Origin of the sequence: Neobacillus vireti (assembly GCF_036962465.1) — a bacterium.
GTDB classification, from domain to species: domain Bacteria; phylum Bacillota; class Bacilli; order Bacillales; family Cytobacillaceae; genus Neobacillus; species Neobacillus vireti_B.
In genome coordinates, this window is sequence record NZ_JBALNF010000009.1 from 13,266 (window position 1) to 39,990 (window position 26,725).

At 38.6% G+C, this 26,725-nt stretch carries 40 protein-coding genes and 1 riboswitch; of the genes, 7 read left to right on the forward strand and 33 right to left on the reverse strand.

The annotated features are described in order from the left end of the window. Positions 1-4 precede the first annotated feature (4 nt). Positions 5-1,108: a glycine cleavage system aminomethyltransferase GcvT gene (gene gcvT / locus V7077_RS03960; protein ID WP_335498551.1), complete on the reverse strand. Its 1,104-nt coding sequence runs from the start codon at positions 1,106-1,108 to the stop codon at positions 5-7. A gap of 157 nt (positions 1,109-1,265) precedes the next feature. Then, positions 1,266-1,353: riboswitch (glycine riboswitch) on the reverse strand. Positions 1,354-1,563: 210 nt separating this feature from the next. Here gcvT and V7077_RS03965 point away from each other — a divergent pair. From V7077_RS03965 to V7077_RS03975, 3 genes are all read left to right on the forward strand, one after another. After that, positions 1,564-3,252: a DEAD/DEAH box helicase gene (locus tag V7077_RS03965; RefSeq protein ID WP_335498552.1), complete on the forward strand. Its 1,689-nt coding sequence runs from the start codon at positions 1,564-1,566 to the stop codon at positions 3,250-3,252. Continuing rightward, positions 3,230-4,021, forward strand: a complete 792-nt coding sequence (locus V7077_RS03970) for a YqhG family protein (protein WP_335498554.1) — start codon at positions 3,230-3,232, stop codon at positions 4,019-4,021. Before V7077_RS03965 ends, V7077_RS03970 begins: the two co-directional genes overlap by 23 nt. A 150-nt stretch (positions 4,022-4,171) precedes the next feature. Further along, on the forward strand, positions 4,172-4,669 hold the full coding sequence (locus V7077_RS03975; RefSeq protein WP_335498555.1) for an ATPase, T2SS/T4P/T4SS family: 498 nt from the start codon (positions 4,172-4,174) through the stop codon (positions 4,667-4,669). A gap of 12 nt (positions 4,670-4,681) precedes the next feature. Here V7077_RS03975 and V7077_RS03980 read toward each other — a convergent pair whose 3' ends face one another. The 5 genes from V7077_RS03980 to V7077_RS04000 form a co-directional block, all read right to left on the reverse strand. After that, the gene (locus V7077_RS03980; protein ID WP_335498557.1) at positions 4,682-5,308 is read right to left on the reverse strand and encodes a replication-relaxation family protein; all 627 of its coding nucleotides are present in this window, start codon (positions 5,306-5,308) and stop codon (positions 4,682-4,684) included. After that, positions 5,250-6,641: an FtsK/SpoIIIE domain-containing protein gene (locus tag V7077_RS03985; RefSeq protein ID WP_335498558.1), complete on the reverse strand. Its 1,392-nt coding sequence runs from the start codon at positions 6,639-6,641 to the stop codon at positions 5,250-5,252. The genes V7077_RS03980 and V7077_RS03985 overlap by 59 nt, the downstream gene beginning before the upstream one ends. 165 nt (positions 6,642-6,806) lie before the next feature. After that, entirely contained in the window at positions 6,807-7,043 is a 237-nt protein-coding gene (locus V7077_RS03990) for a hypothetical protein (RefSeq protein WP_335498559.1), read from the reverse strand. A gap of 190 nt (positions 7,044-7,233) precedes the next feature. Then, complete coding sequence (locus V7077_RS03995; protein WP_335498560.1) at positions 7,234-7,458, reverse strand: hypothetical protein; 225 nt, start codon at positions 7,456-7,458, stop codon at positions 7,234-7,236. 102 nt (positions 7,459-7,560) lie between these two features. Then, complete coding sequence (locus V7077_RS04000) at positions 7,561-7,827, reverse strand: hypothetical protein (RefSeq protein ID WP_335498561.1); 267 nt, start codon at positions 7,825-7,827, stop codon at positions 7,561-7,563. A gap of 155 nt (positions 7,828-7,982) precedes the next feature. Between V7077_RS04000 and V7077_RS04005 the strand changes: the two genes are divergently transcribed. Genes V7077_RS04005 through V7077_RS04020 form a run of 4 tightly spaced genes read left to right on the forward strand, consistent with a single transcriptional unit; the run spans position 7,983 to position 9,085 of the window. Next, positions 7,983-8,168 (forward strand): helix-turn-helix transcriptional regulator, encoded by a 186-nt coding sequence (locus tag V7077_RS04005; RefSeq protein WP_335498562.1) that lies wholly within the window; start codon positions 7,983-7,985, stop codon positions 8,166-8,168. Further along, positions 8,152-8,319: a hypothetical protein gene (locus V7077_RS04010; protein ID WP_335498563.1), complete on the forward strand. Its 168-nt coding sequence runs from the start codon at positions 8,152-8,154 to the stop codon at positions 8,317-8,319. The genes V7077_RS04005 and V7077_RS04010 overlap by 17 nt, the downstream gene beginning before the upstream one ends. Beyond that, entirely contained in the window at positions 8,303-8,548 is a 246-nt protein-coding gene (locus V7077_RS04015; RefSeq protein WP_335498564.1) for a hypothetical protein, read from the forward strand. Before V7077_RS04010 ends, V7077_RS04015 begins: the two co-directional genes overlap by 17 nt. Positions 8,549-8,563: 15 nt before the next feature. Next, positions 8,564-9,085 (forward strand): hypothetical protein, encoded by a 522-nt coding sequence (locus V7077_RS04020; protein WP_335498565.1) that lies wholly within the window; start codon positions 8,564-8,566, stop codon positions 9,083-9,085. A gap of 38 nt (positions 9,086-9,123) precedes the next feature. Here V7077_RS04020 and V7077_RS04025 read toward each other — a convergent pair whose 3' ends face one another. From V7077_RS04025 to V7077_RS04155, 27 genes are all read right to left on the reverse strand, one after another. After that, positions 9,124-9,750 carry a glucosaminidase domain-containing protein gene (locus tag V7077_RS04025; RefSeq protein ID WP_335498566.1) on the reverse strand — a complete coding sequence of 209 codons (627 nt, stop codon included), beginning with the start codon at positions 9,748-9,750 and terminating at the stop codon, positions 9,124-9,126. Continuing rightward, the gene (locus V7077_RS04030; RefSeq protein ID WP_335498567.1) at positions 9,750-9,938 is read right to left on the reverse strand and encodes a hypothetical protein; all 189 of its coding nucleotides are present in this window, start codon (positions 9,936-9,938) and stop codon (positions 9,750-9,752) included. The genes V7077_RS04025 and V7077_RS04030 overlap by 1 nt, the downstream gene beginning before the upstream one ends. Before the next feature lie 4 nt (positions 9,939-9,942). After that, complete coding sequence (locus V7077_RS04035) at positions 9,943-10,278, reverse strand: hypothetical protein (RefSeq protein ID WP_335498568.1); 336 nt, start codon at positions 10,276-10,278, stop codon at positions 9,943-9,945. Between the two features lie 10 nt (positions 10,279-10,288). Beyond that, on the reverse strand, positions 10,289-10,606 hold the full coding sequence (locus tag V7077_RS04040) for a hypothetical protein (RefSeq protein WP_335498570.1): 318 nt from the start codon (positions 10,604-10,606) through the stop codon (positions 10,289-10,291). Next, entirely contained in the window at positions 10,603-12,024 is a 1,422-nt protein-coding gene (locus V7077_RS04045; RefSeq protein WP_335498571.1) for a hypothetical protein, read from the reverse strand. The genes V7077_RS04040 and V7077_RS04045 overlap by 4 nt, the downstream gene beginning before the upstream one ends. Before the next feature lie 5 nt (positions 12,025-12,029). Further along, positions 12,030-12,275, reverse strand: coding sequence for a hypothetical protein (locus tag V7077_RS04050; RefSeq protein ID WP_335498572.1), 246 nt, complete (start codon positions 12,273-12,275; stop codon positions 12,030-12,032). Between the two features lie 2 nt (positions 12,276-12,277). Then, positions 12,278-12,679 (reverse strand): phage tail fiber protein, encoded by a 402-nt coding sequence (locus tag V7077_RS04055; protein ID WP_335498573.1) that lies wholly within the window; start codon positions 12,677-12,679, stop codon positions 12,278-12,280. 42 nt (positions 12,680-12,721) lie between these two features. Beyond that, positions 12,722-12,853: an XkdX family protein gene (locus tag V7077_RS04060; protein ID WP_335498574.1), complete on the reverse strand. Its 132-nt coding sequence runs from the start codon at positions 12,851-12,853 to the stop codon at positions 12,722-12,724. A 1-nt stretch (position 12,854) separates the two neighbouring features. After that, positions 12,855-13,124, reverse strand: coding sequence for a hypothetical protein (locus V7077_RS04065; protein ID WP_335498576.1), 270 nt, complete (start codon positions 13,122-13,124; stop codon positions 12,855-12,857). 12 nt (positions 13,125-13,136) lie between these two features. Then, entirely contained in the window at positions 13,137-13,676 is a 540-nt protein-coding gene (locus V7077_RS04070; RefSeq protein WP_335498577.1) for a hypothetical protein, read from the reverse strand. A 1-nt stretch (position 13,677) separates the two neighbouring features. Then, a complete protein-coding gene (locus tag V7077_RS04075; protein WP_335498578.1) occupies positions 13,678-14,589 on the reverse strand; it encodes a hypothetical protein in 912 nt (303 codons plus the stop codon). A 77-nt stretch (positions 14,590-14,666) separates the two neighbouring features. After that, entirely contained in the window at positions 14,667-15,518 is an 852-nt protein-coding gene (locus V7077_RS04080; RefSeq protein ID WP_335498579.1) for an SGNH/GDSL hydrolase family protein, read from the reverse strand. Positions 15,519-15,609: 91 nt separating this feature from the next. After that, positions 15,610-17,589 carry an SGNH/GDSL hydrolase family protein gene (locus V7077_RS04085; RefSeq protein ID WP_335498580.1) on the reverse strand — a complete coding sequence of 660 codons (1,980 nt, stop codon included), beginning with the start codon at positions 17,587-17,589 and terminating at the stop codon, positions 15,610-15,612. Next, on the reverse strand, positions 17,590-17,931 hold the full coding sequence (locus V7077_RS04090; RefSeq protein ID WP_335498581.1) for a hypothetical protein: 342 nt from the start codon (positions 17,929-17,931) through the stop codon (positions 17,590-17,592). It abuts the gene before it with no gap. A gap of 8 nt (positions 17,932-17,939) precedes the next feature. Further along, the gene (locus tag V7077_RS04095) at positions 17,940-18,290 is read right to left on the reverse strand and encodes a DUF6711 family protein (RefSeq protein ID WP_335498582.1); all 351 of its coding nucleotides are present in this window, start codon (positions 18,288-18,290) and stop codon (positions 17,940-17,942) included. Positions 18,291-18,302: 12 nt separating this feature from the next. Next, positions 18,303-20,891 carry a phage tail protein gene (locus V7077_RS04100; RefSeq protein ID WP_335498583.1) on the reverse strand — a complete coding sequence of 863 codons (2,589 nt, stop codon included), beginning with the start codon at positions 20,889-20,891 and terminating at the stop codon, positions 18,303-18,305. Continuing rightward, positions 20,875-21,171 carry a hypothetical protein gene (locus V7077_RS04105; RefSeq protein WP_335498584.1) on the reverse strand — a complete coding sequence of 99 codons (297 nt, stop codon included), beginning with the start codon at positions 21,169-21,171 and terminating at the stop codon, positions 20,875-20,877. Before V7077_RS04105 ends, V7077_RS04100 begins: the two co-directional genes overlap by 17 nt. Before the next feature lie 56 nt (positions 21,172-21,227). Next, positions 21,228-21,551: a hypothetical protein gene (locus V7077_RS04110; protein ID WP_335498585.1), complete on the reverse strand. Its 324-nt coding sequence runs from the start codon at positions 21,549-21,551 to the stop codon at positions 21,228-21,230. 50 nt (positions 21,552-21,601) lie between these two features. Then, the gene (locus V7077_RS04115) at positions 21,602-22,009 is read right to left on the reverse strand and encodes a phage tail tube protein (RefSeq protein ID WP_335498586.1); all 408 of its coding nucleotides are present in this window, start codon (positions 22,007-22,009) and stop codon (positions 21,602-21,604) included. A 5-nt stretch (positions 22,010-22,014) separates the two neighbouring features. Beyond that, positions 22,015-22,401, reverse strand: coding sequence for a DUF3168 domain-containing protein (locus V7077_RS04120; RefSeq protein ID WP_335498587.1), 387 nt, complete (start codon positions 22,399-22,401; stop codon positions 22,015-22,017). Between the two features lie 5 nt (positions 22,402-22,406). Further along, the gene (locus V7077_RS04125; protein WP_335498588.1) at positions 22,407-22,898 is read right to left on the reverse strand and encodes an HK97-gp10 family putative phage morphogenesis protein; all 492 of its coding nucleotides are present in this window, start codon (positions 22,896-22,898) and stop codon (positions 22,407-22,409) included. Beyond that, positions 22,898-23,230, reverse strand: coding sequence for a phage head closure protein (locus V7077_RS04130; RefSeq protein ID WP_335498589.1), 333 nt, complete (start codon positions 23,228-23,230; stop codon positions 22,898-22,900). Before V7077_RS04130 ends, V7077_RS04125 begins: the two co-directional genes overlap by 1 nt. Before the next feature lie 11 nt (positions 23,231-23,241). Continuing rightward, positions 23,242-23,532, reverse strand: a complete 291-nt coding sequence (locus tag V7077_RS04135; RefSeq protein ID WP_335498590.1) for a head-tail connector protein — start codon at positions 23,530-23,532, stop codon at positions 23,242-23,244. After that, positions 23,522-23,686, reverse strand: coding sequence for a hypothetical protein (locus V7077_RS04140; RefSeq protein ID WP_335498591.1), 165 nt, complete (start codon positions 23,684-23,686; stop codon positions 23,522-23,524). Before V7077_RS04140 ends, V7077_RS04135 begins: the two co-directional genes overlap by 11 nt. Positions 23,687-23,740: 54 nt before the next feature. After that, positions 23,741-24,910, reverse strand: a complete 1,170-nt coding sequence (locus V7077_RS04145; RefSeq protein WP_335498592.1) for a phage major capsid protein — start codon at positions 24,908-24,910, stop codon at positions 23,741-23,743. Next, positions 24,910-25,521, reverse strand: coding sequence for an HK97 family phage prohead protease (locus V7077_RS04150; RefSeq protein WP_335498593.1), 612 nt, complete (start codon positions 25,519-25,521; stop codon positions 24,910-24,912). The genes V7077_RS04145 and V7077_RS04150 overlap by 1 nt, the downstream gene beginning before the upstream one ends. Next, positions 25,484-26,725, reverse strand: a complete 1,242-nt coding sequence (locus V7077_RS04155; RefSeq protein ID WP_335498594.1) for a phage portal protein — start codon at positions 26,723-26,725, stop codon at positions 25,484-25,486. Before V7077_RS04155 ends, V7077_RS04150 begins: the two co-directional genes overlap by 38 nt.

Consider the following 26,725-nt stretch of genomic DNA (forward strand, 5'->3'; position numbering starts at 1 on the left):
GTTTTTACTTTTCTCTTTTATAAAAAGGTGTTGGAACGACTGATGCTTTTAATCGTTTGCCGCGAATTTCGACTTCAACCTTTGATTCTAAGTCTGCATACTCCGTTTTAATAAGTGCTAGACCAATATTTCGCTTCAAAGTAGGCGACTGTGTCCCCGTAGTCACTTCACCAATAAGTTCTTCGCCCTTATATACTGGGTATCCATGACGTGGAATTCCACGGTCGATCATTTCAATTCCTACTAATTTCCTAGTTAAGCCAGTCTCCTTCTGCTTTCTTAACGCGTCTTTCCCGATGAAGTCAGCTTCCTTATTTAACTTCACAGCAAAAGCAATCCCCGCTTCTAAGGGAGTAATCTCAGGGGATAGCTCTTGTCCATAGAGTGCTAAGACAGATTCAAAACGCAAGGTATCACGTGCCCCTAATCCGCATGGAAGAACTCCGTCTTGTTCTCCTGCCTTTAATATGGCTTTCCAAAGGTCAACCGCATCGGCAGCATCACAGTAAACCTCAAAACCGTCTTCGCCGGTATATCCTGTTCTTGATACTAATGCCTTTTTATTGTTTAAAGTGACTTCTTGCTGAAATTTGAAAAAGCCAATTTGACTTAAGTCTGTATTTCCGGCAAGCTTTTGCAGAACCTTTTCTGCAAGCGGTCCTTGAAGTGCAAGCTGGGCAGTCTTTTCGGATAAGTTATCAAGGATCACCTCTCCTTCAACATGGTCCTCAAGCCATTTATAGTCCTTTTCAATATTGGAAGCATTAACCACTAGTAAGTAATGATCGTCCTCCATTTTATAAACAAGTAAATCATCGACAGTTCCGCCATTTTCATAACACATCGCGGTATATTGAGCGCTGCCGTTTTTAATTTTTGAAATATCATTCGTCATCATTTTTTGTAAAAATGGTAAACTATCTTTCCCTTTAATTTCCACTTCACCCATATGGGATACATCAAACAGACCTGCTTTAGTACGGACCGCTTCATGTTCTTCCTTAATACTGGAAAATTGAACCGGCAGTTCCCACCCTCCAAAATCGATAGTCTTTCCCCCGTATTCTTTATACACTTCAAAAAGCGGAGTACGTTGTAATTCAGTCATCCATTAATCCCCCTTATTCTGAACCAGGTTTTTTACCCAAAAAAGGACAGAAACCTCCCTATGAAAATAAGAAGGTCTCTGTCCTTGCACCTGAAAGTTTACCTAAAGCGGTTTTCCCCGTGGGTGGCTGCTAGTATTGCAGCGCTCTCCAGAGCTGCGTCAAACAAGAGTTCTTTTGCCTGAGAGATTCACATATCTGCTTGCTCCTTCGGCGCTACTCCCGTAGTCTCTCCCCTTGCTGTCATCCGCATTATAATATTTTTTAATTGGGTAATACTAATTATACTTAAAAAATAAATTACTTTATTAAAATATTTAAAACATTCTAAGCTATTAACATCCTATCATTAAACTACAACATTGAGCAATAAATTTATTAGAAAATTAGAACACCATTATCCCTTTTAATTGGCAATAAAATTTGACACAACATTGTATGAAAAGGAGCTGTAATGATGTCAGTTGAAATTGAATTTGATTCCTCTTGGCAGGATGATTTTTTACATAGAATAGACAATGATGGTCCGTGGGGAAATTGGGAGCTTTTTAAACTAGCAATCGAAGTGGAAAAACATTTGGTGATCCCTGAGTTTGAAGGCCTGCAGGCCCCGAATCATCTTCCAAATTTAACACCACTGCCACATCAGCTCGAAACAGCCAAACAGGTGATTGAAAACATGAATGGGAAAGCCATTCTTGCTGATGAAGTCGGATTAGGAAAAACAATTGAAGCAGGATTAATTTTAAAGGAATACATGATCCGCGGCTTAGTAAAAAAGGTGTTAATTCTAGTCCCGGCATCTTTGGTAACCCAGTGGGCAATTGAACTCAACAGCAAATTTTTTATACCTGCTATTACTCAAAGAAAAAGCTATGTCTGGGAACAGTGCGACGTCGTAGTTTCTTCGATTGATACAGCCAAGCGAGACCCTCACCGGGACATTATTTACAAGCAGGACTACGACCTTATTATTATTGATGAGGCCCATAAATTAAAAAATAACAAAACGAAAAACTACGAATTTGTCCAAAACCTTAAAAAGAAATTTTGCTTATTATTAACGGCCACGCCTATCCAAAACCGAATTGAAGAAATCTTTAATCTTGTTTCCCTTCTAAAACCCGGGCACCTGGGCAGCGAGACCGCATTTTATGAAAAATACAAACGGGATGCCCGTTCGTTAAATGATAATGAGCATTTAAAAGAATTAGTCAACAAGGTCATGATTCGGAATCGCCGTGCCGACACTGGTATTGAATGGACAAAGAGACAGGTTGAAACCATTCCGATTGAATTTTCTCCTGCTGAAAAGGATCTTTATGAATCTATTTCAATGTTGAAAAATGAAGGGGATTGGGCTCAAACTAGTGCTTTTTCGGTGATGACCTTACAACGTGAGGCTTGCTCAAGCCGTGAGGCTGTTTTCTATACGTTAAAAAACATGCTGCAAAAGAAAGAGGACCCCACTCCTGGTTTTGAAGAACAAATCCAATTTTTAATTAACAAGGTGGAGGCTGTCCAGCAAAATTCAAAGGCTGAAAAAGCGCTTGAATTAATCCAGCAGGTAAATGATAAGGTGATCATTTTTACGGAATATCGTGCTACTCAGATGTATTTGCAATGGTATTTAAAGCAGCACGGAATCAGTTCGGTTCCTTTCCGTGGTGGTTTTAAACGCGGAAAGAAGGATTGGATGCGGGAATTGTTCCAGAAGCATGCACAAGTTCTCATTGCTACTGAGGCTGGTGGGGAAGGAATCAATCTACAGTTCTGCAACCATATTATTAATTTCGATTTACCTTGGAATCCGATGCGGCTTGAACAGCGAATTGGGCGGATCCATCGTCTTGGTCAGGAAAAGGATGTCATGATTTATAATTTTGCGATCAAGGGCACAGTAGAAGAACATATTCTGAAGTTGCTTTATGAAAAAATCCACCTATTTGAAAAGGTCATCGGTGAATTGGATGATATCCTAACAAAACTGGAATTCGGTAATATTGAAGACCACCTAATTGATATATTCGGTCAATCCAGTTCTGAGGGTGAAATGAGAATAAAAATGGAGAACTTATCATCTATGATTGAATTTGCGCAATCCATGAAGGAGGGTGAACCACATGCAGCAGCAGGAAATTCATGATTTTCTTCTAAAGTATTTTCAGGCAAACGATTGCCCCATTGTTGAAAATAAACCTGGATATTTAGTTGTTCAGTTAACGGTGGAACTTGATAAAGAATTGATGAACCGTCCCTTTTACTGGCATTATCTCGAAAAAACAGGCGGTATCCCTAATCCAATGAGTTTAACAATGATCACTGATCAAAAAAAGGCTCCAGAAAATATGAAGGGAGAAATTATTCATTTTGGTTCTCCCCGGCTCCATCAAATCTTTGCTTCAACCAAAAAGTTAGCCAGCTATATTCGTCTATATGAAAATCATTCGTACATTCAAAACCAAACGGCCTTGTTTCCATGGCTGTGTATGAATGTAAAGATCTCTTATCAGTGCGATCGGAAACGGGATATTTTTAAGTCGATTGGCCTACAACTTATAAACGGTCAAATGGTCGAAAACTTTCACGACCGCCTCCAAAAAATATCTCTCACCCCTAAAATTCCGGATTACTCGTTTACGTTATCGCCGTTGGTTAAACCAAAAAGCGGGATGATTCGAGTCGAAAATTATTTAAGAAACGTGATCTCTGAAGAGGACCACACGTGGGCAGAGGCGGCGCGCAACCGGTGGGAACAGGACCTTCGGTTACTCAATCATTTTTATGAAGATGAAGAGGAAACAAATGAGAACTATGAAACCGAAAAAATGGCGCTGCAAGAACAATATGAACCCAAAATCAACATCTCCTTCATCAACGGAGGTCTCTTCTACTTAACCGAAAAGGCTATATAAAACCACCACCATTTACGGTGACAGGCACCATGTGAATTTTTCACACGGTGCCTGTCACCGTTATGCTCCCCAAAAATTTTTTTATATTTTTAAAAATAAAGAAGGATAAGCATGAACGCTGTCGAATTATGAGTAATGAAAAAGTAAAAGGTGGTGGTACCAATTGTCAGCTCGATTGAAATACTAGCAAATCGAATCATTAAAGATGCTGTCAGAAATCAAGCAACCGATATTCACATTATCCCTCGCAAGAATGACACACTTGTTCAAATCCGTTTAACCAACAAACTCATTCCCAGATTGTCCCTCCCAAAAGATGAATGCGACAGGTTAATTTCACATTTTAAATTCACTGCAAATATGGATATCGGGGAAAGAAGACGCCCTCAAAGCGGAGCTGTTTTTTGTGAAGTAGACGGGCATTTAATGGGGCTTAGGCTTTCCACACTCCCATCCAACAACAGAGAGAGCCTTGTCATCCGGCTTTTACCACAACAAGAGCAAATACCCTTCCACCAACTTTCATTATTCCCTTCCATGACAAGAAAGCTGTTAGCCTTGCTAAAACATGCACACGGATTAATTATTTTTACAGGCCCGACCGGTTATGTACCACAAACACCAACTCTCGAAACCATTGGTATATAAGGGTTTCTTACTCTATCTCAGGTCATCCCTCGTATAGACTAAACATTTTACCCCTTTCTCCTTACAGTACTCCACTAACTTCTTTTTTCGTAAATCAGATGTTGTGTAGAAAATAATTACTGGAATATGATTAAACCGTTCAAATAACAAAGGGCTTAATTCTGCATATACATTAATCTTTTCTTTGTTCTCCATCATGCTCTGGGTCCGATCAATCTCTAAAAGATGAAACGTTCCTGTATTGGTGAAGGATGCATCAGCGATTATTCTTTTCTCTGTAGTAACTAATCCTCTAGGTTTAAATACGATTTCATGTTCCACCCGCCAATCCGATGGCTGGTTAAAGTGAATATATAATTCATTCCGTAATAGATGGTGCTCCACTTGCAGCGACCATTTCATTTCAACGTCAGAACCAATTGTATCCCGGCCCTTCTTGCTGAGATAATAAACATTCATGCCATTGTGGACCTGAATATGAAAGTACTCCTTCATTTGATTTAAGATTTTCAATGCGTTCCTATCACTCTTAAGATTATGGATCCGCTGCAACTGTTCCCTGGTAGCAAAACGTAACACCTCAAAACTTTGTAATATTTCCTCTTGCCTCATGATTTTTCTCAGTGTATTCGATGACACTTTCAGGCACTCCTTCCAGTATGGTTGGTTCTTGATGTTTAGCTAGTCGCTCCCACATTTGTTCATGAGAGATAAACGGAACTTGCATTTCCTTTAATTCGTGAGTTTTGAACAGGGCCCTTCCTTTGATATCACTTGGTAATTCTTCTGCACCATAATCATCAATGGCAACTCCTGAAGCATAACCACTCGGTAAACGGAAACTAATCTTTGCATCAGCATTTTGCTTTATTTGCCGCGGTAAAGTATCTGCTGTTGGATATTGAGTAGCAAATATTAATCGATAGCCTAGCGCTCCTCCTACGGCTGCTATGCGACTTAATTTCGATTGGCATTCCAATAATCTTTTAATATCTTGACGATGCATTAATCCACCGTCAGGCGCTAGTTGGGCTCCTTCATCCACGATGATAAATCTACGTTTTTTTATATCGGTATCCACGATATTAGAAATGTTTTTCTGTCTGAATTCTGCGTACTCGTACTCGAGTAAGCCGTACTGTTCCCCTTTTTCCACATCAGGCATCTTATTCGTTAAATAAGTGAGTAACTCAAGGGCTTCTTCTGGGCCAGCCGCAACTGCCTTTACTTGCCTTAGACACTCATATCGACCAAACTCCAATCCTCCCTTTAAATCGATAATATAAAACTCAACATCCTCCGGATGATTTTCAATCAGGTAAGTCATAATCATTCTTAATAAGACTGTTTTTCCAAACCTAGTTGTTCCTGCGCCGGTCATATGTGGAGTATGATCAAAGTTATGCCATACCAATCCATGCAATGTTTTCCCTAATGGTACTGCCCATTTGCTTTCCATAGACGGCAATGATTCATACGGGACCATTTCCGGTAACTCTTCATCGTAAACATGTATTCTAAGCAGTTTTTTGTATTCAATTTCTATTGGCTTATGCAATCCATCTGTAAAAACTCTTGCTTCTTTTTCCTTTTGTCTCATAGATGATGCAGCTTGCCCTGGAATGATATTAAAGTTGTAGGTTACTCCAAGCTGTGGATGGCTTTCCACGGGAACGCACTTAGTATGATAAATAGTTTTTCCGCCAGAAAGATGGTAAGCTAAGATACCTTTCTTAATTTGCTTCTGACAGGCAGTACATTCTGACGAAAATTTTGTAGTTATCAATTTTAAACCTTCATAGATAATTTCTTTTTTCTTGAATTTAGGTGTCTGTAGCTTACCTTCCTTGTCTCTTATCCCATAACCAACATTTTTAAAGATAAGCTCAATCGTCCTTTTATCGTTCGGCTTACCTTTTGGAACAAAGGCAGCTGCACCTATCAAAGCAGGAATTATTGCCCATTCAATCATAAAATCACCGCCGCACTAAAATTGGGAAGGGGCCCTATTACGACGAAGGAGTATTGGGAAGGGACCCAATAATTCAATCCATTCAGAACGAAATGGTACAAAGTAAAACATTAATAAATCAATAATCAGAACGTTCCGAGGAACTGGATAATAGAAGAACTGTTTTTATCCAAATAATAGAACCATCTTCCAGCACAAAGCCACGAAACCTAAACCTAAGCTACTATAGGCAACTAACCGTACTAACTTTTCGTTGATCCTCACACCGAGCTTTTCTAGTGTAATCAGAACTATAATGGCAGCACTTAGACCTATAAAAAAGACCAAACCTCCATCCACAGAAGACAGGATACCAGTATTAGGAGTCATAAAAATCTTAAATGGGATCGTCTCAATCCTCACGCAATTCCCCTCCCTTTGCTTTTCCATAGCCATATGCTAATGCACTAATTATTCCAGTACCCGTTAACCAAACTAACGCTGTGAACATTCTAATTCCCCCCTCTCATTGCCCAACAGTAATCACAAATATCCTCATCATTAGTGAAATGATAATCATCACGTTCCTGGCCGCAATCTTTACAGACATTACTCATTTGTCATGTACTCCTTCCCATCCGATAATAATGTCACCGCCGGTACCTCTGAATTTACAAATATAATGTGGATCATCCGCATTAAACCAATAAGTGGAACATGAATAAAGATTGTAAGACTCATAATCTTGTTGAAACATATTTAAAAACGAATCCCATCCTTCTTCCTTGACTACTTTTTTCGCTTCATCGTGTGACATGATCTTATCGAAAAAACTCATTCATATCCCTCCTTATATCGAATAAAAGGCCAACTATCCATTCTGAATCTTCAGGCTTTGCTAAAGTTAAAAGATGTTCTAGAAATTTAATTGCCCTCATATTTAACCCTCCCAATACCGATTTATAATTTTCTTTTCAATTCGCTTGTAATAATCGACTCTGGTAGCATCAAACCTATACATGTGATCAAGAATTGCCTCATGCTGCTGTTTGTTCTTTGCCTTTTCACAAAGTTCATTTAACTCGGAAACATCAAATAATAAATAAGATTTTTCAAGGTCGTTATAAGGGTTATGATTATAAGCCTTTGCTTCGCGGTAACCGTCAAATATCGCCTTCACAAAGCCATTAAATCCAAGTTGTTCCATTCCGTATCCCCCTTTCGTTGTTCTGTGATATATTCTTATGCCCATACGGTACTGATATTGCCTGTACTTTAAATTTAATTTTGATTTTTTTATAAAAAATATTTTGAAAGGAATTTCCATAGCTTGGCAGAATATAGATATAGAGGTGTATGCTAATGAAAAGTCGGATCGGTGAACTAATAGATGCTGCAGGATATAAGAAAAAATACATAGCAAAGGAATTAGATGTTTCCCCCACCCAATTATCAAACTGGATAAGTGGAAGGTCTTATCCTACACTGGAAAAGGCTTTTAAATTAGCGACAATATTAGGAGTTAAGGTAGATGATCTATATGAATGAGAAGTGGGAGAAACTGATTGAGAATTTCGAGGAAAATGGATATACTCCACGTGATATCCAAATGATCGTGCATTTTTACGATATGATGAAGGAGCAGCATAAAATAATGAAGAAGTACTATGAGGATGATAATATTGAACATAACAATTGAGATTCACTACAAAGCTGATAGTAAATTAATGCAAAGGTCTTCTTTTCCAGCGAGAGGAAGAAAGCCTGAGCAGGTTGCTTATCAATTTTGGAAAGATATCAAAAAGGAAATGCCTTATAATGTTGAACTTGAGGAAGTACTTGCAGCTGGCGAGGATGTAACACAGCAGGTAAAAGAATTAGAGAGACAAGAATTATTGAGAATTATGAATGATGATTTACCATTCTAAAGGGGGAAAAACAAATTGAAAAAACTATTATCAATCATGATTGTATTAGGACTATTAGTAGGATGCAATAAGGAGGAAGTAAAAGGGACAGTTAAGAAGGACACTGTAAAGGAAGAAAATAAACAAGAAAAATTTAACCCTGAAGCATTCCTAAAGGAAGCTAAAAAGCATGATATTGAGTGGTATGTTGCTGAATCTGCAAAATTAACAAAAAAAGAAATTGCAGAGCTAGAAAAATATAAAGCTGATCAAGATGCAAAGGAACAGGAAGCGTATAAAACTATACTACAAACAGCAAAGACCAAGGAATCTGTAAATGATGAAGGTCAGAAAGTTATTGAATATGAGATGGTAAATACATTAGGACACGATGCCGACTTCTTCCAGCTGCAATGGAAGGAAGGCTCGGAAGACAATTACTCACAACCGTCTGAAAAAGTGAAGGATGGTCAAGTATTTAAGTTAATTGTGGATCCAGCTTTTGATAAATCATTAGATGATATTGATTTAAACACATTGAAATTGACAGGAAGTTAATAAACAAAGCCCCTCTCACTTGAGAAGGGCTTTTCTAATTAAAATAATTTTTCCCATGTCTTAGCGCCCACTATGCCATCAACTACTAGCCCATGCTTTTTTTGGAAGGATTTCACGGCTGTATCTGTTTTAGGACCAAATACACCATCGGAAGTTATATTGAGTTTTTTCTGAATCGTCCTGACTCCAATAGTATTAGTGGAGCCTTTTTTAATTATATTCCCAGGATAGACAGGCGCTTCTTCTCGCGGCAACTTGTAAATGCCATCTCTGATATTAGCCTGGTGCAATGACTTTAACCCAGCTGCATAAAGCGGATCAATTGCCCACCCAGCTTTTGCGATAGCTTCAATTTGTGCTTCCACAGTTTTTGTTTCTTTCACTCGACTATACCGACGATTTTTCTTGATAAACTCCACATACCCTTGGGCTGCATCTTTATATTTGATGTAATAACCGCCTTCAGCTTTTGGCCGTGGAGTGCCTTTATCATGGCCACAACCAGAAGTCCAAGTTTGACCGGCGATATTATTGTTATTTCGTAGATTAGTAGAAGTAAAATGAGCTGTCTCCCATGCCCATTGGGTAAAAACTGTTTCCGCTAGCCATCCAATTTCCTTTGCGGCTTTGTTTGCAAGGATCCAATACTTAGCTTCGTTTGTCATTATTCAACATCACCTTTCCAATTGATTTCATGCTTAGTGATCAATCTTAAAGCTGTGTTAATTGCAGAAAGAATAATAACTTGAGCAGCCGGACTAATTATTTCTTTTCCGTAGATAGCTTGAAGAATGGCTGCCAGAAACACAAGACCATTAACCCATACTGTTTTCGACTCATACCATTTCTTCATTCCGCTATTCCCCTTTGTTCTCGAATTTATCTAGCCTTTTATGAGCTTGTTTAGAGCTCTCTTCCACCCTAGTTAATCGCTCTGACATCTCGCTTACTCTTTGCGCAGTAGCCCGTGTCTCAACCTGAATGTCTCTAACTCCCTGATCTATATTTTCGAGCTTGGTTTGAATTACGGCTAACTGAGAAGCATCGCTTTTTACATCTTTGTCTCGATTACGATTAAAGGTTAAAAACCCAACAATAAGACTTAAAACCGTACATAAAACTGTTAAAACTGGCACCATTACTTGAGTATTCAAAAGACCACCGCCATCCTTTAAAATAAAAAGAGGAACCATAAAGGCTCCTCTATACTGCACTTCTTAAAATTGTTACTATTCCTGTAAATAAAGTACTCACATTCCCCTGCTGATCGGTTAGCTCACACTCATGATAATAGGTGCCCAATAAAGTTTCGGTATCTGGTGGCTTCAAGGGAATCCTGATTTCTGTTCCGGATACGGTAATCTCATTTTCCTTTAGCACAAGATTAGTCGTGTCGTATTCTCGCTTACGCAATCCCCATTTAAGGGTAACACCAATTAAATCCGTTACACCTTCCACTGCTACAATAAGATTCTTTGAATCGCCCTGATACATCGTAAAATTCTGATTTACCGCTGTCATTGTATCAACCCCTTTAGATTGACGTTTAACGCTTGTTTTCCTTGTAAATTTACGTTTAACTCACGCTTGCCCACTAGATACATGTTAAGCTGCCGTTCGCCCTTCAAGTAAATCGTCCCAACAATCGGTTCGCCATCGAATATCTGTAGTTTACCGGAACCGATTAATTCCGCCTCTGCAATGACAATCCGCTGACCATCCGCAAACAATGCGCCTGAGCCTTGCAGATTCGCTCCAGATTGCGCTTCTCTTTGCCCCGTTACATTTAGGTCGGCTGAACCGTTAAAGCTCGCTGATGCCTGCGCTATGCGTATGCCATCCGCAATAATCTTACCGACACCGACTAAGTTTGCCCCGGCTGTAATCACGGTCACATCGCCCACATCGATGCTGATTAACCCTGCCCCGATTAACGAAGCAGAGCCAATGGCTTCACGCTGACCTGATGCGGATAACTTGCCTTGACCTTGTAAGGATGCGCCGGATAGGACTTCTTTTTGACTGCTGGCATTTAGCTTGCCTGTTCCTAGTAAGTCTGCTGAAGCTGTGACGATGGTAAGAGTGCCAGAACTAGCGTTTAGAATTCCGACACCCGTTAAGAGCGCTTGTGCATCCCGTATAACGAGTTGCGAAGCGTTTAGAATGCCTGACCCTACTAAACTAGCGGAAGCATCCCGAATGAGAATAGCGTTGGCTGTGAGCGAGCCGGTTCCGGTGAGGATGGCGCCGTTGTTTACTTCTCGTCTGCCGGTTGCGGTTAGGTTTCCAAACCCTTTTAAATCGGCTGAGCTGCTTCGGGTTGCGGATGGATTTACAGTTAGAGTTCCAACGCCCGTTAGGACTGCTGATGCATCTTTTGGTGTGACAGTTCCAGTATTGAAATCCTCAATAATAAAATTATCGTATCTAACCGTTGTTTCACCGTATCCACCAATACCAACCTTTGTTGCATTGGGTAAAGACGTATCGGTAATTGACTTTTGCAGCACGTTGTTATAGTAAAGGGAAATGGCATTTCCATTAAATTCTACTCTTACGGTTGTTCCTGCTGTCCAACTCGTTGTATTTACTATGTTTGTTTGCGTGCCACCAATCACCTTACTAATGTAAGATAAACTACCCCATCTAGTGACGACAAAGAAGTTATTTGCATCTTGGTAGCGGAAGTATAAATCTTCTTCGTTGGTGTTTAGTGCAGTGAAGGTAACGGTTACTTTTCCATTAGAAATCCCTGAATCTAAAACCGCAACATAGTCGCTGTTAGCACTTTTTGTAACAGGGTAGGCTTGTGTTCCGTTGGTTCCTAGTACACCTGTAGTTGTGGTCCACGTTTTTGCGGTTCCACCATTGTAACTATCTGTTGTTCCTAATGAGGTGGTACTCGTTCGGTTAAAACTATCGGATACAATAACCGTCATTTACCTCACCCCACAAACCATTTCGTTATATCTTCTTGTGTTAATCCTTGATTGGCTAGATAGTCATTCACTTTATCTGTAACATTAAAAATTCCAGATTTCTTATCATCTTGCATTAGTGTATCTGTCAAAATGATATACTTTCCATTCTTTTCAGCCCCCACATATTCCACGCCATCAGGTATATTAGGGCGATATGGGTCTAACTTCTTCCCACTGCCAATGGTACTCACTAGGTAGAAGTAAGCCATAATCAATCAAACCCAACAGTTAAGGAACCGGCAGGAATACGGAAGACCTCACCGTTTGCCATCGTCTTGCTTGCGTTGAGTGGTCCGTAGAATAACGGATTGGTCGCACCGCTTACGCTATCCCAAATCGTGATATGCGAAATTGTCACGCCAGCCCCATCAATGTTCCACGTTAAATCGGCAGCACTCGCACAAATACCGCCACTGTTTGCGTTGAAAGTTACCGCTTTACGGGCATAAGACGTATAAGCCGCTGTTGTTACCTCTGATACGTTGCCAGCTTCGGTAGGGTCAGCGGTGTGTAAAGCTACGTATAGAGCTGCCGCTGGTGTGTACGCGGTGTTCCGTAAAACATGCTCCGCTAATTTTCCCTCAAGGTAATTCGTTAATGATAATGTAGCCATTCGTCAACATCTCCCTTATTTTTAAAATAAAAAAAAAAGAACCTATACTGTGTATAGATCTCCTGTGATTGTTGTATATTGTTCTGGTGGTATCCAACCTTTAGAGACTGCATTTGCAACCCCTTCTTTAGTAAGTCTGCCTTCATTGTATAATCGTTTTAATGTCTCAAACATACTAAAACCCCCTCATAAGATTGTCTAAAACCAATTGATCAACTGTTTCTTGGAGGATTTCTAGTGGGCTTTTTGGAATAGGTGTATTTTTAAGGTCATCTATTTCTTTTTGCGTAGCCCCTTCTATCCATCTCCCATTTTCAAACTTTCCACGAAAATAACTGCCTGTAGGCTCTATGTCTGTACAATTAGGAGGGATTACATCATTATCCTTGAGAATTACAGGTTCTACATAATACCCTTTATTATCAAATCGAAAAACTTGTTTCATCATACTCACTCCTTACTGTTCCGCCTTAAACGGTGGAATGCTATCGAGTAACACCCACGTATTACCACCATATACCACGTCAAAATTCCCTGCCGGCTTTACATCGATGGCTGCTACAACTTGTGTTGTACCATTATGAGCCTGTGTGGAGAAACGCTGAATATTTAAAGGTCTGTAGCCAGCTGGCAACAAAAACGCTGCTTTCCCTAACAGTCCGTTATAGATCATTCCTTTAAGATGAACAAAACCAAATTTATCCTTCATAAAAGCTGCTGTCTCATAACCGTTTCCATAGTTAGTCCAGGCATTTTGGAAGGTTACGGCTGTCCAATTTTCCTGAGTACTCGGTGCGAATGTCGCATTTGCATAAGCAACAGCTTCATCATATTGCTTTTCTAAATTATTCAACGCTGCCGCTGTAAGAGGTGTCCCGGCAGCAGTGATGGTTCCTGGTGCCGGTGTTAAAGTGTCATAGGTTCCATCACTCGTCCTAGTAAAGCGGCTAGGATATTGAACGGCTCTATCTACCCAGGTTGTTTTTACGTAAACCATTTTAGATTCCACCTCTGCTTTCGGTTTGGCATGTTAAATAGCCTTCATATTGAAACTCTTGTTTATAAATCCTTCCTTGCTTTGCAAAAGCCTCATCAATGCCATTTGAAATAATCACAATATCTGCACTTTCTAAGACTGGATTCCCTCGCCAATTTGATTTATATACCACATTGTAGTTGCTCTCATTGATATACCAGTCAGCTACTAGCTGCGCTCGTGCTGTGGTATTGATTAAAGGATTATCAAGGGTAAAAGACTGTCCGTTTGAACCGGCAATAGCTGTATTGGTTTGGATATAATCAGTGGAATCCGTTGTACTTGAGTACACTTTAACTACTACTTGATAAATCGACTTATCAAGTGTGATTTCAGGAACATCCCACATATTGTCTAAATCTAATCTTTTCATTCCATTACCGTCATTGATTTCGGTATAGGCTCCCGTATTAAAAGGATCAAACCCAGCATACAAACCAGAGCCAGCATAAGTTGTATAGTTACCTCCTGCTGCCACTGAAGAAAATGGTTTGATTTGCATGACTCCGTATCTATCTTGATAAACAGCTGATAACCCAGCAATCCCGATATGTTGAAGGGCAACCCGGCAAGATACTTGCTCTTTAAACCCTGTTACCGTTGTTATGTTCTTTAATGATTGATCAATGTTATAACTGGTGATTCCTGCTTTTTGAAAAACATCCACAGCAAGATCATAAAGGTTTTTATTTGCCCCTGTTCCCACATCTCCAAAAGGGATATTGTCTAACATAGTGAAGTTGTCATAACCAACTAATGTAACCGTAAGGGCCCCGACATCATTTTTCCATGAATCAAGATAGAATGTGCCCATTGGCTGCCATTCGGTACCGTAAGAAACATTAGAGGATAAAACGGTTTGCCATGATGCCATTTTGTCACCGCCTTTACAAATAAAAAAAGACTGATTGATCAGTCTTCTTTACTTCGTCTTTTCTTCCAAAAGCGTATTTAACTATTTACCAACGGTACTTTTTCAAATGATGTTTTAAGTGTTTCAAACCAATATTCATACCCTAAATCATTGGGATGGCGATCATCTTTTAATAATTCATTAAGCCTTTTATTCTTTTCAACTCTAAGATTTTCAACACCAGAGTAAACATCAACATAATTTAGATGATTTTCTTCCGTGAAAGTCTTTATATCATTTGCGTAATCCTCGTAATCCAGTCCTAACTCGTTTTTTTCACCTGAGAATTTTACAGGATCAGTTGGATTTGATGATTGAATAATCACTAAAGTGTTAGGAAGCTTTTTCCTTATTTCATTTACAAAAAATAAAATATCTTGATTTGTTTGAAGGATAGATATGTTTTGTGCGTAATTATTAATAATTGTAGGTTCGATAATTACTACATCAGGTTTGTTAGCTAAAACATCGTTGATTCTTTTCTCAGCTATTAGTCTTTGTGTTGTGTATCCACCAAATCCATTTCTTTCAAGTGATACATTATACATTCCTTCTTTATCCCTTAAAAAGTTTTGAAGTAAACCAGTCCAATGTTTGTCTAGTGTGCTAGACCCTGCTCCTGCTGTTACACTACTTCCAAATGCAGATACTGTTATCTTTGATTGTTGAGCATATCTGTACTTCAACCAATCTAAGACACTATTATTCTTATCTTTTTCTAATAATGCTAACTTTTGCTTTTGCATTTTTAGTTCTTGTTTTTGGTTTTGTTTAAATGCTTTCGCCACTTGTATACCATTTTTTTCTATCCTATTATCGTACTGCCATTTCCCAATAGATAAAATGACAACAGCTACTAAGAACAAAGATACGACTATTAATTTTTTCAAATATTCCCTCTCCTATATTTTTACTTTTAACAAACTAAAGTATATAGGTATCAAGGGTGATTAACAAATACTTTTTTCTTAAATAAAGATATTAATAGTATCCGGTAATCGGGGAACAACTTTGAATCGCTGGAATCATTTTTTTTGCATACATATAACCATAACTCGCGTCAATATGAATATGATCACCGCCAGTAAAAAAATTGGCTATGTTAACTGAATTTATTCCACAAAGCTGCATGTTAGCATGTGGTAAGCCCCAAAGTTCTGCTATTGCTATTGCTCTATCTGCATAGTCTTTAGAAGTTAGACCTAATGAATTATGAGTGATATCGGTAAAGCCAGAAGGCAGTGAACCTACCAAATATTCACCATAAGGACAACTAAAAATAACAATTGGCGTGGTTTGATATTTATTGACAAGTTTATTGAGGAGAACATTAAAAGCCCCAGTAAACGAATTAGTATCAGTGTTGCTTAATGACAAAGTACCTAAAGGAATATTTTGTGTCCAGTCATTCGTTCCACCCATTACACTTATTATGTCCGCAGCTTTAATTGCATTGATTCTTGTGTCCTGCCACATAGCATTTGGATTTGTTCCAGCTATACAGGTACCGCCAATCCCATGATCGTTTATAGTTTTAAACCCAAAGTGCTTTTTAATTGAGTCATACCATTTTTCTTGAGCTGTAATACTGTCACCTAATGCCGACAACGTTTTTCCTTCAAATCCAGTAGTTACTTTCTTAGCAGAATATGAAAATAGTGATTTGTTCAATGAATAGCTTTCATTAAACGCAATTTCCCTATAAGAAACAAGCTGTATGTCATTTTCATTAGTTATGTCATATAACCAAAATTCTAAGTCGAAATTAACATCCATAGCTGTTGCTGAATACATAGAATAATACAATCTAACATGAAGATATTCCGTGGAATCTCGTATTATTTTGACTACATCCGTATACGAACTGCTTGCTCCCACATTTGCCAAATAAGTTGTATCCAATATTACTCCCGTATTGGACTTGAATGAACGACTTAGCCCCATCAAGGCATTAGTACTATGATTATTGGTTACTTTGGCTACGACAGCATAAACTTTGGATGCATCTAATTTACAGTTAAATCCTGTTTCAGCAGAGTTGATAGCAGTATTTGTAACATTTAACTTATTATCAAATAGTTTAACTGTATTATAAGATGATGAATAACCTAAGTTTATATTTGTATTTTTAATAAGGTTGGCATAACGAACGCTATCTGCAAAACTTGCGTTGGAAACTACTTTATCATTGAGCCTGAACGTGGGTGTGAAATATATTTCATATGTTGTTCTTACTGTTCCTGCTTCAATCATATGATTAGCATAGGCTGAGCCTGTATATATGTCTATATAACCACAAAGCCTTATATAGTAAGCGTTGGAAGGTATAGCAATAGATGCAGATAACCCACTCCAGTTTGCTGTATAAGTTCCTGAAATGAATGTTTTATTGGAATCATAAAAACAATAGACATTGTTTTTTAAGGCAACATAACTTCCGCTTTGTGTCATAGAACAATAAATATTACCTAATCCAAAAACAGAAATAAAGTTTGTTGTTTTATAAGATGTGTTCGTAGCATCCACTGCACCTGAACTATTTAAAACTCCGGTTGATAATGAGTTCATATCTAAGATATTTTTTGGTTTTACATATTTATAAACGTCTGTGTTAGCAAATGTTGTTTTTTCCGGTGTAACGGTTCCATCAGCTAGAGCAGTGCTTTGATATATTCCGCCCGCTGTCCATACAGAACCATTCCAAAAATACCACTTTCCATCAGCACTTACGACATAAATTCCTGACGTTCCCGTGGGAAAATCGGTTTGAAGTGCGGATAGGGTAGCATATGCACCCTTTGGGGAACCATTACCTATATTCATCAACTCTGTTTTGTTCGCCTTTTCTGCCAAAGACGTATCAATTTTATTAAAATTCTCGGTTAATGATAGATCAACTTCTATCCCGGAATCGTTCCTGCTCGGTAAATATAAATTTAAGTTAGGTGAGTAATTTGCCATTTATAGCTCACTCCATTTTTTTGCACCAAAAATGTCCCATGTCGGTTTATCAACGTGCAAACCAAGTTTTACAGCGATTTTCGGACGGCTAGCAATAATTCGGTGCATGTTTGACATCGATAAAAAATCAAATGTTCCGCTGGTGTTATCCAACGTCACTTGCAATTCATTTGAAGGTAAGGATTCATTTTGTGTGTTCATTTCCTCTATAATCCTCATTTGGGTGATGTAAGTATCATCGTAAACATCTGAAGAACCATTAACAGTAAAAGTAATCTTTGCGTCTATTTGTCTAACGTTCGCATAGATATTGTTTTGATAATCTAAACTCGAATCTAACATCTATGCCACTACCTTTCTATAAGATCAAATTTAATATCTTTATAGCGTGGTACCCCATTCACAAAATCAATCATACCTAAATCTCTATCTCCACAATAAAAAGAGCCGGTTCGATTTCCGCCTGTCTGTGGATCCAAATAAGTAACATTGTAAAAGGTAGGTGCAACTGCATTTAAGACTTTTGATAAATCAGTAGCTGAAAGATAAGCCCACGATAAGGCTATTTTTCTTTTGGTTGTTATTCTCTCTATAATCATAGTTCCAGCTGCGTTTCTTTCTGCTTTGGAGATATCCATAATACTAACACCGTAATCAGTAGGGGTAGGCAAAACCACCCCATTAACCGTAATTAAAGCCATTCGCCCACCACCTTAAATCGATTGTAACCTTACATTTGTTCCTACCCGTTTATTTTCCATATCAGTATACGGTCTGATAATTCTTGCAAACGTCCTACCATCGATATTTAACACGACATCTCCACCATTATTTGCAGAGGACCCTTTGTTAAAGCTCAAAGCAGTTAACATTGCATTTGTCACAATGCCCGATAATTTATCTAGCGGAGAAACTACTTCCTGACCGCCTGGATTATCCCCAATTAACGCTAATGTAGGGCCGTTTGTGATACCGCCTTTAGCGAGCTTTGGAATCTGTGGGATTTTAGGTATTGCATCACCCGGTAAAAAATGTTTATCAATGTATTGCAAAGCAGAATTCAATTTAGAAATAGCACTGTTTATTAAAGATATGCCGTTGTTAATCACAGTTGTTACCACACCTTTGAATCCATCGGAAATACCTGATGTAACAGTATGGAGGGCGCTTGAAATCTTATCGGCCACATTTGTCTTAAACCAATTGTAGACCGATGTGAAAGGCGATTTGATAGCATTCCACACTGTTTCACCTGTGCTCGCTAAGCCATTTTTAGAATTTGTGAAAGCAGAACTTATTTTATCTACTACATTGGTTTTAAACCAGTTGTATACTTCTGTAAACTTTCCTTTGATAGCTGTCCAGATTTCTCCGGCTTTATTAGCTATACCTGCTTTTGCGCCCGTGAAAGTGGATGCTATTTTGTCTGTAACATTCGTTTTGAACCAATTAAAAACCTCTGCGAACTTACCTTTAATAGCTGTCCAAATATCAGACGCTTTGCCGGCAATGGTACTTTTTCCAGTGGTAAAGACAGAAGCAATCTTATCAATCACATTCGTTTTAAACCAGTTGTAGGTTGCGATAAAAGGTTTTGTGAATTCGTTCCATGCTTCTTTCATTTTTGAAGCTATAGTGGATTTAATGTTATCCCAAGTGGCAGAAGTTTTTGCTTTTAAGTCATCCCATTTTTTGGCCCCGTCTTTTTTCATGGTTTCAAACCATTTCAAAATGTTTTGGAAAACTTCAGCAAAATCGATATCAGCGATTTCATTCCACTTTGTATAGAAAAAATCACCGAATTTTTTCATTTTCTTAGTAAGACCAGGAAAGATTGGCCCAATTACACCTGTTATAATTTCCCAAAACCCTAATAGCATCTTCCCGGTACCTCGCCAAGCTTTTCGCCAATCTCCATTTAACATAGCTGTCAGCATGTCAATTCGTCCGGCAATAATATCAACTACCCCGGCAACTATTAATAAAATCCCTTCAATCCCTGCATCCCATCCACCTGAAAGCCATTTTCTTATTTTTATAACGGCTGGTGAATTCCACAGATCAACAAACGATTCTTTCAATCTATCCCAAGCATCTCTCAAAGGGTTTAAATATTTCTTGAACTTGTCTGCAAGACCTTGAATCCACTTAGGTATTTTTGGCTCTGTTTGGTTCCCGTTATCACTAGGTATGGTTAACCCACCACCACCAGAGACACTACCACCGCCACCGCTAGCTCCACCACTAGCACCGGCTCCACTGGTATCTGCTTTATCTGCTAGTTGGTTAATTTCATCAAATGCTGCCACAGATCCCTTTGCCGCATCCTTTGCCGCCTTTGCTGCTTTCTTCGCTTTTTTACTTGTTCCATCTGTGGCATTCCCTAACTTAACCACAGCGCCAGTCTGCTTTTGAGTAGCTTTTGTTTGTTGTTTTACAGCACTTACCGCACCACCACCAAACAGCGCTCTACTGAAAGCCGCAACATAAGACAAGGCTGTTTCTATCTGTCTCATAAAGGCAGTTAGAACAGGAAGCACCACGTTCAGAATAGGAAGGAACGCTTGGCCAAGTGCAAGCTTCACATCAGCTAAGGAAGCTGTAAAAGCACTCATTTTCATGGCGGTGTTATTTTGCATGGTGTCGCCAAGATTTGTACTGACAGATTCCAATATATGATGGTAAAGAATCGCCTTTTGCATATTAGTGCTTAATTCCGACCATGGTGTACCGTTTGCCATTTGTTTATAGGCATTGGACTGTATAATAGCTGAGGCGCGGACGTTAACCCCTAATTCATCGGCACCATCGGCTTCTTGGTTCATAGCAGAACGGATACGATCAGAAACCTCAGTCATTGCCATACCACGCTTTGAAGCGATAAGGGCTGCTGTTTCCATCATTTTTGTGGTCTTATCAGTTAAGTCTTGCTGACTTGTAGCAATTGCTTTGAAGTTTAAAGATAGCGTATTAGCCAATTCAGCTGATTGGAGCTTAGAGTAACCAAGTGAAGATCCCACAGTGTTTTGCCACTTTTCAAAGTCTGCCATACTTTTTCCTAAAGACTCACTTAAGGTCCCCATTAAGGCCTCGTACTTCATAGCATCCTCAACAGCGCCTTTTATAGCAACAGCGCTCACTAGACCTGCCAATGCACCAACAATTTTCCCTTTGATTCCACCCATTGACTTGCCAATGGAATTACTAAATCCATTAATTTTTCTTTGGGCATTTCTCATTCCATTTATAAGTTCACTAAAATCAGCACCTGCCCGGACCAGTAGATTACGAACTATTGCCATTACTCTTCACCTCCCCATTAAATGCAGCGTTTAGCATCTTGACCTTTTCCAGCATTTCTTCAGGTGTCATTTCCTTGTTTTTCACTTTGCCATTTAGATTATCAAGGACCTCTTTCAGGTTGTTGATTGATAATTTATCAACACGCTGCCATAAAGCACTATGATAGGCAACAAATAGTTTTTCTTCCATTTCATTTTTGCTCTTTTCGTTAAAAACCATTATGGCGACACTCAGCTCATACGGTGTCATATCGTTATAATCACTAATGCTAATTCCCATGTGGATAGCGGTCTTTAATGAGTTTTCCCAGCTCCATTTTGAACCGCTACCCTCTGTTAGTTTTTTTCGTCACCTTCTGGACTACCAAAGGCAGCATTGAAGGCTTGTTGCATTTTTTCGATAATCTCGGAATAAGTAGGTGCACAATCAAGCAAGTCTTCCATATCTTCGAGTTTAAGAGTTTCATTATTCTCTTTTGCATCATGAAGCAAACCGCAATAAATAACTTTCTCAATATCATCCATTTGGAAGTTATCAAAATCCAAGCTTTCAATGCCTTTTCCAGTCATGGCTGTTAATCTTTTTAATGCTTTATGTCCAAAACGCAATTCACGTGGTCTATCAAGGTTAATAATTACTACATCATTTTTATCTTTCATACTTTAACCCTCCTCAGATATAAAAAAAGACTAGAGAAAATCCTCTAGTCTTAAGCTGTTGTTGTAACCAGTGTAGGCGAACCGCTCACTTTGATTGATCCCTCGAAACTTACTGGGTCTTCCAAACCTGTGGATGTCTTAAAGCCAGTCACTACCCCATTGAAAGTCCAACTTGCATTTAAAGCAGCCGGGAACTGAATAGTAAATGCACTGACCACCCCGGATTGAAAAGCATCATATAAGTCCTTTTGTCCAGAAGCTGTTGGGTCAAAAAATCCACTTAAAGATACTTCACCAGCATCTTTAAATCCACCAATAAATTCTCTATAGCCGCCAGCGCTGTCCAAAGTCGTAACATCGATTGTATCTGCACTCAGTTCAAGGCCACCAATTTCTGTTAAGCCTGCAATTGTTTTCGTGCCCATTTTTAAAACTGTTCCTAATCCTCTTACTGCCATTTGATTCACTCCCTAAAGTTTACTATTATCGTAACCACACTTCTATAAGCTGAAATTTCATTTTCGTATAATTCCACAGGATTTTCATGTGAGACTGATTCAATAAATGGCCCGTTTTCGCCTATGGTCCTAGAGTAAAATGATAAGACCTTAGCTATTACTTCTTTGGTTAGGCTTTTCATAGCCCCATAACTTCCATGGAGAATATTAATCTCACACTCTACCTCTTTATTAGGCAAATAACCGTCTAATGTTTGGTATTGCACACCTTCACTAGACATATAAACAACATAAGGCGCTTTTGTTCCCTGGGTTGCATTTAAGGGAAACACCTTATTATTTAATTCTGTTATAGCGGATAATTCAGCCCTTAAAGCTTCCTCAAAGTCCATCGCAATCACCTTATTTTATCGATTTCGCTAGTCATAACTTTGACTGTTTCTTTTTCAATTGCCGTTTTATGTTCATCAATAGACCTTCTCAAATATCTGTATCCCGGATGATAATGTCCATATTGATCAGTCCAACCATATTCTTGAGAAGCTGGGTAGTAAGAAGTTTTATTCTTGGTTTCCGTTTGCCCAGTACGAGTGTTATATCTAGTGGTGGTTTGATTAGATTCACCCTGAAAAACATCATTATAGGCTCTGTCTGGCGCTACCTGATAAACCTTTTTACCCTTAGTCCTTGATTTCTCAGGAACTAATCTAAGGCTCTTTTTCAAGTAACCTTGATCCACAGGTGCATTCCCTTTAGCTGCTTTCAAAGCGACATTAGCACCCTTCCTAGCCGCTTTCGTTACGCACTTTTGAGGAAGTTTTTCTAACTGCTGAATAGTTCTCAATAGTTCATCTAACCCCTCAATGTTGCTGTTTCTTCTTCTAGCCATCAGAACACCTCTTTGCACATGATCTGCAGCAGCACATTTCTTTCTTGGAAATTGATTATGGATGAGATTCCAAAATATCTATTTCCATACTTGATTCTCATATTTGTGGAAAGTCCAGGTAAGTAGCGCATGTTGATTTTGTGAGTAATTTCAGCGTTCACCTTCTCAGCAGAGAAAAACTCTTGACCACTAATCGGATAGATACCGGCCCGTGTCGTTTTGACATCCATCCAATCATCAGACGTTTCACCATAACTATTTTGAACACCGTTTTTACTTTGAAATGTGATAACCTGACGAAATTCGCCCGGATTGATCTTGTATCTAGTCATAATGGACCACCCTATAACAAATTGACAGAGTGCATATCTAATATTGATTTAATCACGGTGTTAACCTTATCACTTTCAACAGAAAATACTCGGTTATCGTACATTTCATTAGATAGAACCATAAGGACAATGGTTAAATCCTCATGTGTATCTAATTGTTCATCAGTTAAGCCAGTATAGCCTTTTATATAAGCCTTCCCAGCCACTAATATCAGTTCAAATGTTTTAATGGTTTCTACATCATCGTTGTATTCGCGGGCATATTCTTTTAATTCTCGAATGCCTACTTCACTAATTTTCATCAGTGTTCACCGACTTTTTACGGGCGCTCTTCACTTCTTCCACAAATCCAGCTCGCAATAGATCATCACATATTACTTTATCCTCGATTTCTTTCACTTCGTTTAAAGCCATAGTGACTACACCAGCAAAACTGACAAGCGCTTTTACTTTCACATGGATCACTCCTTTCTAACGAAAAAGGAGATGGGAAAACCCACCTCCTTAGAATTAAGCCATTTTTAATTTAGAGATTTTTTGTGCATTCTCTACTTTTGAATCCATTTCTAGCCATGCAACCACTCCGATAGCATGTTGAGTAGCATATTTTTCACGTAATACTTCAATTGTTACTTCTTCAGCTACCTTTACAGCTAAGCCGGACATATCACCATAATAAATAACTGTTTTACCAGTTGCCATTTGAGACATATTGTCAGAGGTATATACATCTTTACCTAATAAGGTGTAACCCCATTTAGCAGAAACGTCTTTGTTCAATAGGTAATTTCCATCAGCATCTTTTAACTTACGAATTGCTTTACGTGTTTTTCTGTTCATAATCCAAATGGCCCCATTTTGGAATACATCTGGAACTTCCTCTTGTACATCAATTAACTCATCAGTAGTAATTGCTGTGGCACTTGCTGAAGTTATAGTTTGTGTAACAGTACTTAATCCAGCAATTTTGCTTGCTGTTCCATTAAGGAGTTCTTTTTCAATCCACTTTACAGCAGATTCTGCAACCTTTTGAATAATGAAATTTACTAAATCAAAATCTGAGTTGTTAAGTAGCTTTTTAGAAAGCTTTGTTAAAGCACCTGCTAAGAATCCGGAAAGCGAAATACTTGTGAATTTTCCGGATGTTGACTCTAGTTCAACAAATTCATCGGCATAGGCCATTGTAATTTGTTGGGTTGTTTCATCGTAATATGGGATTGTTAATGTCCCACCAATGTTATAGCGAGTAGCCAATTGGTAAATTGGGCTTAGATCATAAACTTTGCTAATGATTTTATTAGCGATTGATTGTGGGATTACTGCTCCGTTATCAGCTGTAGTTAGATTAACATCTGCACGTTCTTCTACCACTCCGCGAATATAATTTGCGAAAACACGTTCTTCAATGACTGCGCGTTCTTCTACTTTTGAAGGGATTTTTTTCTTTTCACCAAATTCTCTGGCCTCAACTTCTGCAGCTAAAGTTTTATCAATCTTTGCAACTTCTACCTTAATTTCGTCAAACCGTTTGCTTTCATCATCTAAGAATGCACGAGACTCTTGTTTCGATTTTTTTAAAAGACCGTCGGCCTCATCTAATAGGTTGTTACGTTGTTCCAATAGTGATGGCATAGAACGGAATTCAATTTTATTTGCTAGTACATTAAATGGAATTTTCATTAGTGGTTTCCGCCTTTCAATTTTAAAAATTCGATTTCTCTTTCAAAAACAGTATAATCAATTGTTTTTTCTCTTTTTTCCTCAGTCTTGGTGAGATCCTCAATTTCTGCACGAAATTCGTCTGAACGTTGCTCTGAAATGACTTGCTCTTCTCCCCGTGCCTCTATTGAGGTAGCTATATATGCTGGCGTTTTGTCGAGAATTGATACCTCAATAAGGTCAATGTCTTCCAAATATCGAAGTGCAATTCCCTCTGGACCATCTTCCCAGTTAGGTTTATTATCAATAAACCCAAACGACCACCCACGGAGCTCCCCATTCTTAGCTTTTTCAATAACTTTTTCATCACTGACTGTAGCAATCGCTCTCAACCCAATATTGTCCTCAAAAAGCTGTAAATTCCCTTCTTTAATAGAACCTAATTTCAACTTTGGGTCATGATTAAATCGCAACTCCACATCATCGGCTTTTCGTAAGGCCTTTTCGAATGTTTTTGGCTTAATTTTCTCCTTAAAACGCCCGCGTGGCGATGGAAGAATACGGCTCTCACGTTCAATTGCATTCACATATCCATCAAGCAGCACCTGATTGTTTCGAATCTCTATTCGCATTTTTTGTCTCACCTCCTTTCAACTCATCCATGTTGTTTGTCTGATTGGTGTTCGGAGTGTAAATTTCTTTCGTTTTTGGATTGTAGAGTACATCTTGAAGGCCTAATTTGATGAAATCAACGCCATAAGGTTCAAGGTCCTCGTTATATCGAACTTCATCCCACTGCATAAAGCCATTTTTAATTGCAATTTCATAAGCCTGATAACGCTTCAGCATGTCACCCTTAAATAGTTCTTTAGTGTCAAAGGCAAAATAAAAAGACTCATTCTTCTCACTAGGGAGCAATAAGTCTTTGTTAATAGCCGTAATTAAAGCAACCAGTATCGGCAATATGCAAATTTTAATCCAAAGATTATATTCATCATCACTTGCCTTTCCTTCTAAAATAGAAGTTGGCACTTTTAATACCTTTTGTATTTCTATTGAGTTGGTTTTCTTATTTTCATTCAGTTGCATTTCCACTGATGTGTTAGAAGCTTCATGAAAATCTAAACCGTTATTTAGGACGACAACATTTTCATCATTATTAGCGTAAAGGTTTTTCCAGGCTAATTTTAATTCATCGACCGCTTCTTTACTTAAACGGCCCTGACTTTTTAAGAATCCCTTTTTATTGCCGCCTGTTTTAACAAGTACTTCCTCAAAGATCAGTGTGTTATATGCTACTGAAAGTAGTTTATTATTTTGCTCTATAATCCCTTTCCCTGTCACCCCGTCTTTTGAACGTCTGGTCAGTTTAAGAAACTCGTAATCTCGATATGTTTCACCTTGGACTAATATGTTATAACTTTTGAAGATTGGGTCTACATTCATGTTGATCGATACTGACTCATGCTTCACAAAATGGAGACTCTTTACCTTGTTACGTTCGCGATTGATGTAAGAATAGCCTGCACCATCGAGCAAATAATCCTCCACAAGGGCTTTCTTAAACTGGAATCCATCAAGTGTATCTTTTGTGTCATCATTAAGTAACTTTACCCGGTCATCATCTATTACAGTGACTTTTCCAGCTTGCTCCTTATAGAATTTAATTGGTATAGCTGCTACTGTATCACTGATTAGATCAACACAAGCACTCAAAGCAGGAATATTCATTGCTTGATCTCTTTCAATGCTCTTAGTTAACAACCCTGAACTAATTAGTAAATCTTCCAATGTTTCGCGTTTTTCAAAGCCTAACATTCGCTTCCATAATCCCAC

Bases quoted from the DNA above. Each gene is read 5' to 3' on its own strand.
- gcvT (WP_335498551.1), bottom strand. From the start codon at position 1,108: ATGACTGAATTACAACGTACTCCGCTTTTTGAAGTGTATAAAGAATAC.
- V7077_RS03965 (WP_335498552.1), top strand. From the start codon at position 1,564: ATGTCAGTTGAAATTGAATTTGATTCCTCTTGGCAGGATGATTTTTTA.
- V7077_RS03970 (WP_335498554.1), top strand. From the start codon at position 3,230: ATGCAGCAGCAGGAAATTCATGATTTTCTTCTAAAGTATTTTCAGGCA.
- V7077_RS03985 (WP_335498558.1), bottom strand. From the start codon at position 6,641: ATGATTGAATGGGCAATAATTCCTGCTTTGATAGGTGCAGCTGCCTTT.
- V7077_RS03995 (WP_335498560.1), bottom strand. From the start codon at position 7,458: ATGAGTTTTTTCGATAAGATCATGTCACACGATGAAGCGAAAAAAGTA.
- V7077_RS04000 (WP_335498561.1), bottom strand. From the start codon at position 7,827: ATGGAACAACTTGGATTTAATGGCTTTGTGAAGGCGATATTTGACGGT.
- V7077_RS04005 (WP_335498562.1), top strand. From the start codon at position 7,983: ATGAAAAGTCGGATCGGTGAACTAATAGATGCTGCAGGATATAAGAAA.
- V7077_RS04010 (WP_335498563.1), top strand. From the start codon at position 8,152: ATGATCTATATGAATGAGAAGTGGGAGAAACTGATTGAGAATTTCGAG.
- V7077_RS04025 (WP_335498566.1), bottom strand. From the start codon at position 9,750: ATGACAAACGAAGCTAAGTATTGGATCCTTGCAAACAAAGCCGCAAAG.
- V7077_RS04030 (WP_335498567.1), bottom strand. From the start codon at position 9,938: ATGAAGAAATGGTATGAGTCGAAAACAGTATGGGTTAATGGTCTTGTG.
- V7077_RS04035 (WP_335498568.1), bottom strand. From the start codon at position 10,278: ATGGTTCCTCTTTTTATTTTAAAGGATGGCGGTGGTCTTTTGAATACT.
- V7077_RS04040 (WP_335498570.1), bottom strand. From the start codon at position 10,606: ATGACAGCGGTAAATCAGAATTTTACGATGTATCAGGGCGATTCAAAG.
- V7077_RS04045 (WP_335498571.1), bottom strand. From the start codon at position 12,024: ATGACGGTTATTGTATCCGATAGTTTTAACCGAACGAGTACCACCTCA.
- V7077_RS04050 (WP_335498572.1), bottom strand. From the start codon at position 12,275: ATGGCTTACTTCTACCTAGTGAGTACCATTGGCAGTGGGAAGAAGTTA.
- V7077_RS04055 (WP_335498573.1), bottom strand. From the start codon at position 12,679: ATGGCTACATTATCATTAACGAATTACCTTGAGGGAAAATTAGCGGAG.
- V7077_RS04060 (WP_335498574.1), bottom strand. From the start codon at position 12,853: ATGTTTGAGACATTAAAACGATTATACAATGAAGGCAGACTTACTAAA.
- V7077_RS04065 (WP_335498576.1), bottom strand. From the start codon at position 13,124: ATGAAACAAGTTTTTCGATTTGATAATAAAGGGTATTATGTAGAACCT.
- V7077_RS04070 (WP_335498577.1), bottom strand. From the start codon at position 13,676: ATGGTTTACGTAAAAACAACCTGGGTAGATAGAGCCGTTCAATATCCT.
- V7077_RS04075 (WP_335498578.1), bottom strand. From the start codon at position 14,589: ATGGCATCATGGCAAACCGTTTTATCCTCTAATGTTTCTTACGGTACC.
- V7077_RS04085 (WP_335498580.1), bottom strand. From the start codon at position 17,589: ATGGCAAATTACTCACCTAACTTAAATTTATATTTACCGAGCAGGAAC.
- V7077_RS04090 (WP_335498581.1), bottom strand. From the start codon at position 17,931: ATGTTAGATTCGAGTTTAGATTATCAAAACAATATCTATGCGAACGTT.
- V7077_RS04095 (WP_335498582.1), bottom strand. From the start codon at position 18,290: ATGGCTTTAATTACGGTTAATGGGGTGGTTTTGCCTACCCCTACTGAT.
- V7077_RS04100 (WP_335498583.1), bottom strand. From the start codon at position 20,891: ATGGCAATAGTTCGTAATCTACTGGTCCGGGCAGGTGCTGATTTTAGT.
- V7077_RS04105 (WP_335498584.1), bottom strand. From the start codon at position 21,171: ATGGGAATTAGCATTAGTGATTATAACGATATGACACCGTATGAGCTG.
- V7077_RS04110 (WP_335498585.1), bottom strand. From the start codon at position 21,551: ATGAAAGATAAAAATGATGTAGTAATTATTAACCTTGATAGACCACGT.
- V7077_RS04115 (WP_335498586.1), bottom strand. From the start codon at position 22,009: ATGGCAGTAAGAGGATTAGGAACAGTTTTAAAAATGGGCACGAAAACA.
- V7077_RS04120 (WP_335498587.1), bottom strand. From the start codon at position 22,401: ATGGACTTTGAGGAAGCTTTAAGGGCTGAATTATCCGCTATAACAGAA.
- V7077_RS04125 (WP_335498588.1), bottom strand. From the start codon at position 22,898: ATGGCTAGAAGAAGAAACAGCAACATTGAGGGGTTAGATGAACTATTG.
- V7077_RS04130 (WP_335498589.1), bottom strand. From the start codon at position 23,230: ATGACTAGATACAAGATCAATCCGGGCGAATTTCGTCAGGTTATCACA.
- V7077_RS04135 (WP_335498590.1), bottom strand. From the start codon at position 23,532: ATGAAAATTAGTGAAGTAGGCATTCGAGAATTAAAAGAATATGCCCGC.
- V7077_RS04145 (WP_335498592.1), bottom strand. From the start codon at position 24,910: ATGAAAATTCCATTTAATGTACTAGCAAATAAAATTGAATTCCGTTCT.
- V7077_RS04150 (WP_335498593.1), bottom strand. From the start codon at position 25,521: ATGCGAATAGAGATTCGAAACAATCAGGTGCTGCTTGATGGATATGTG.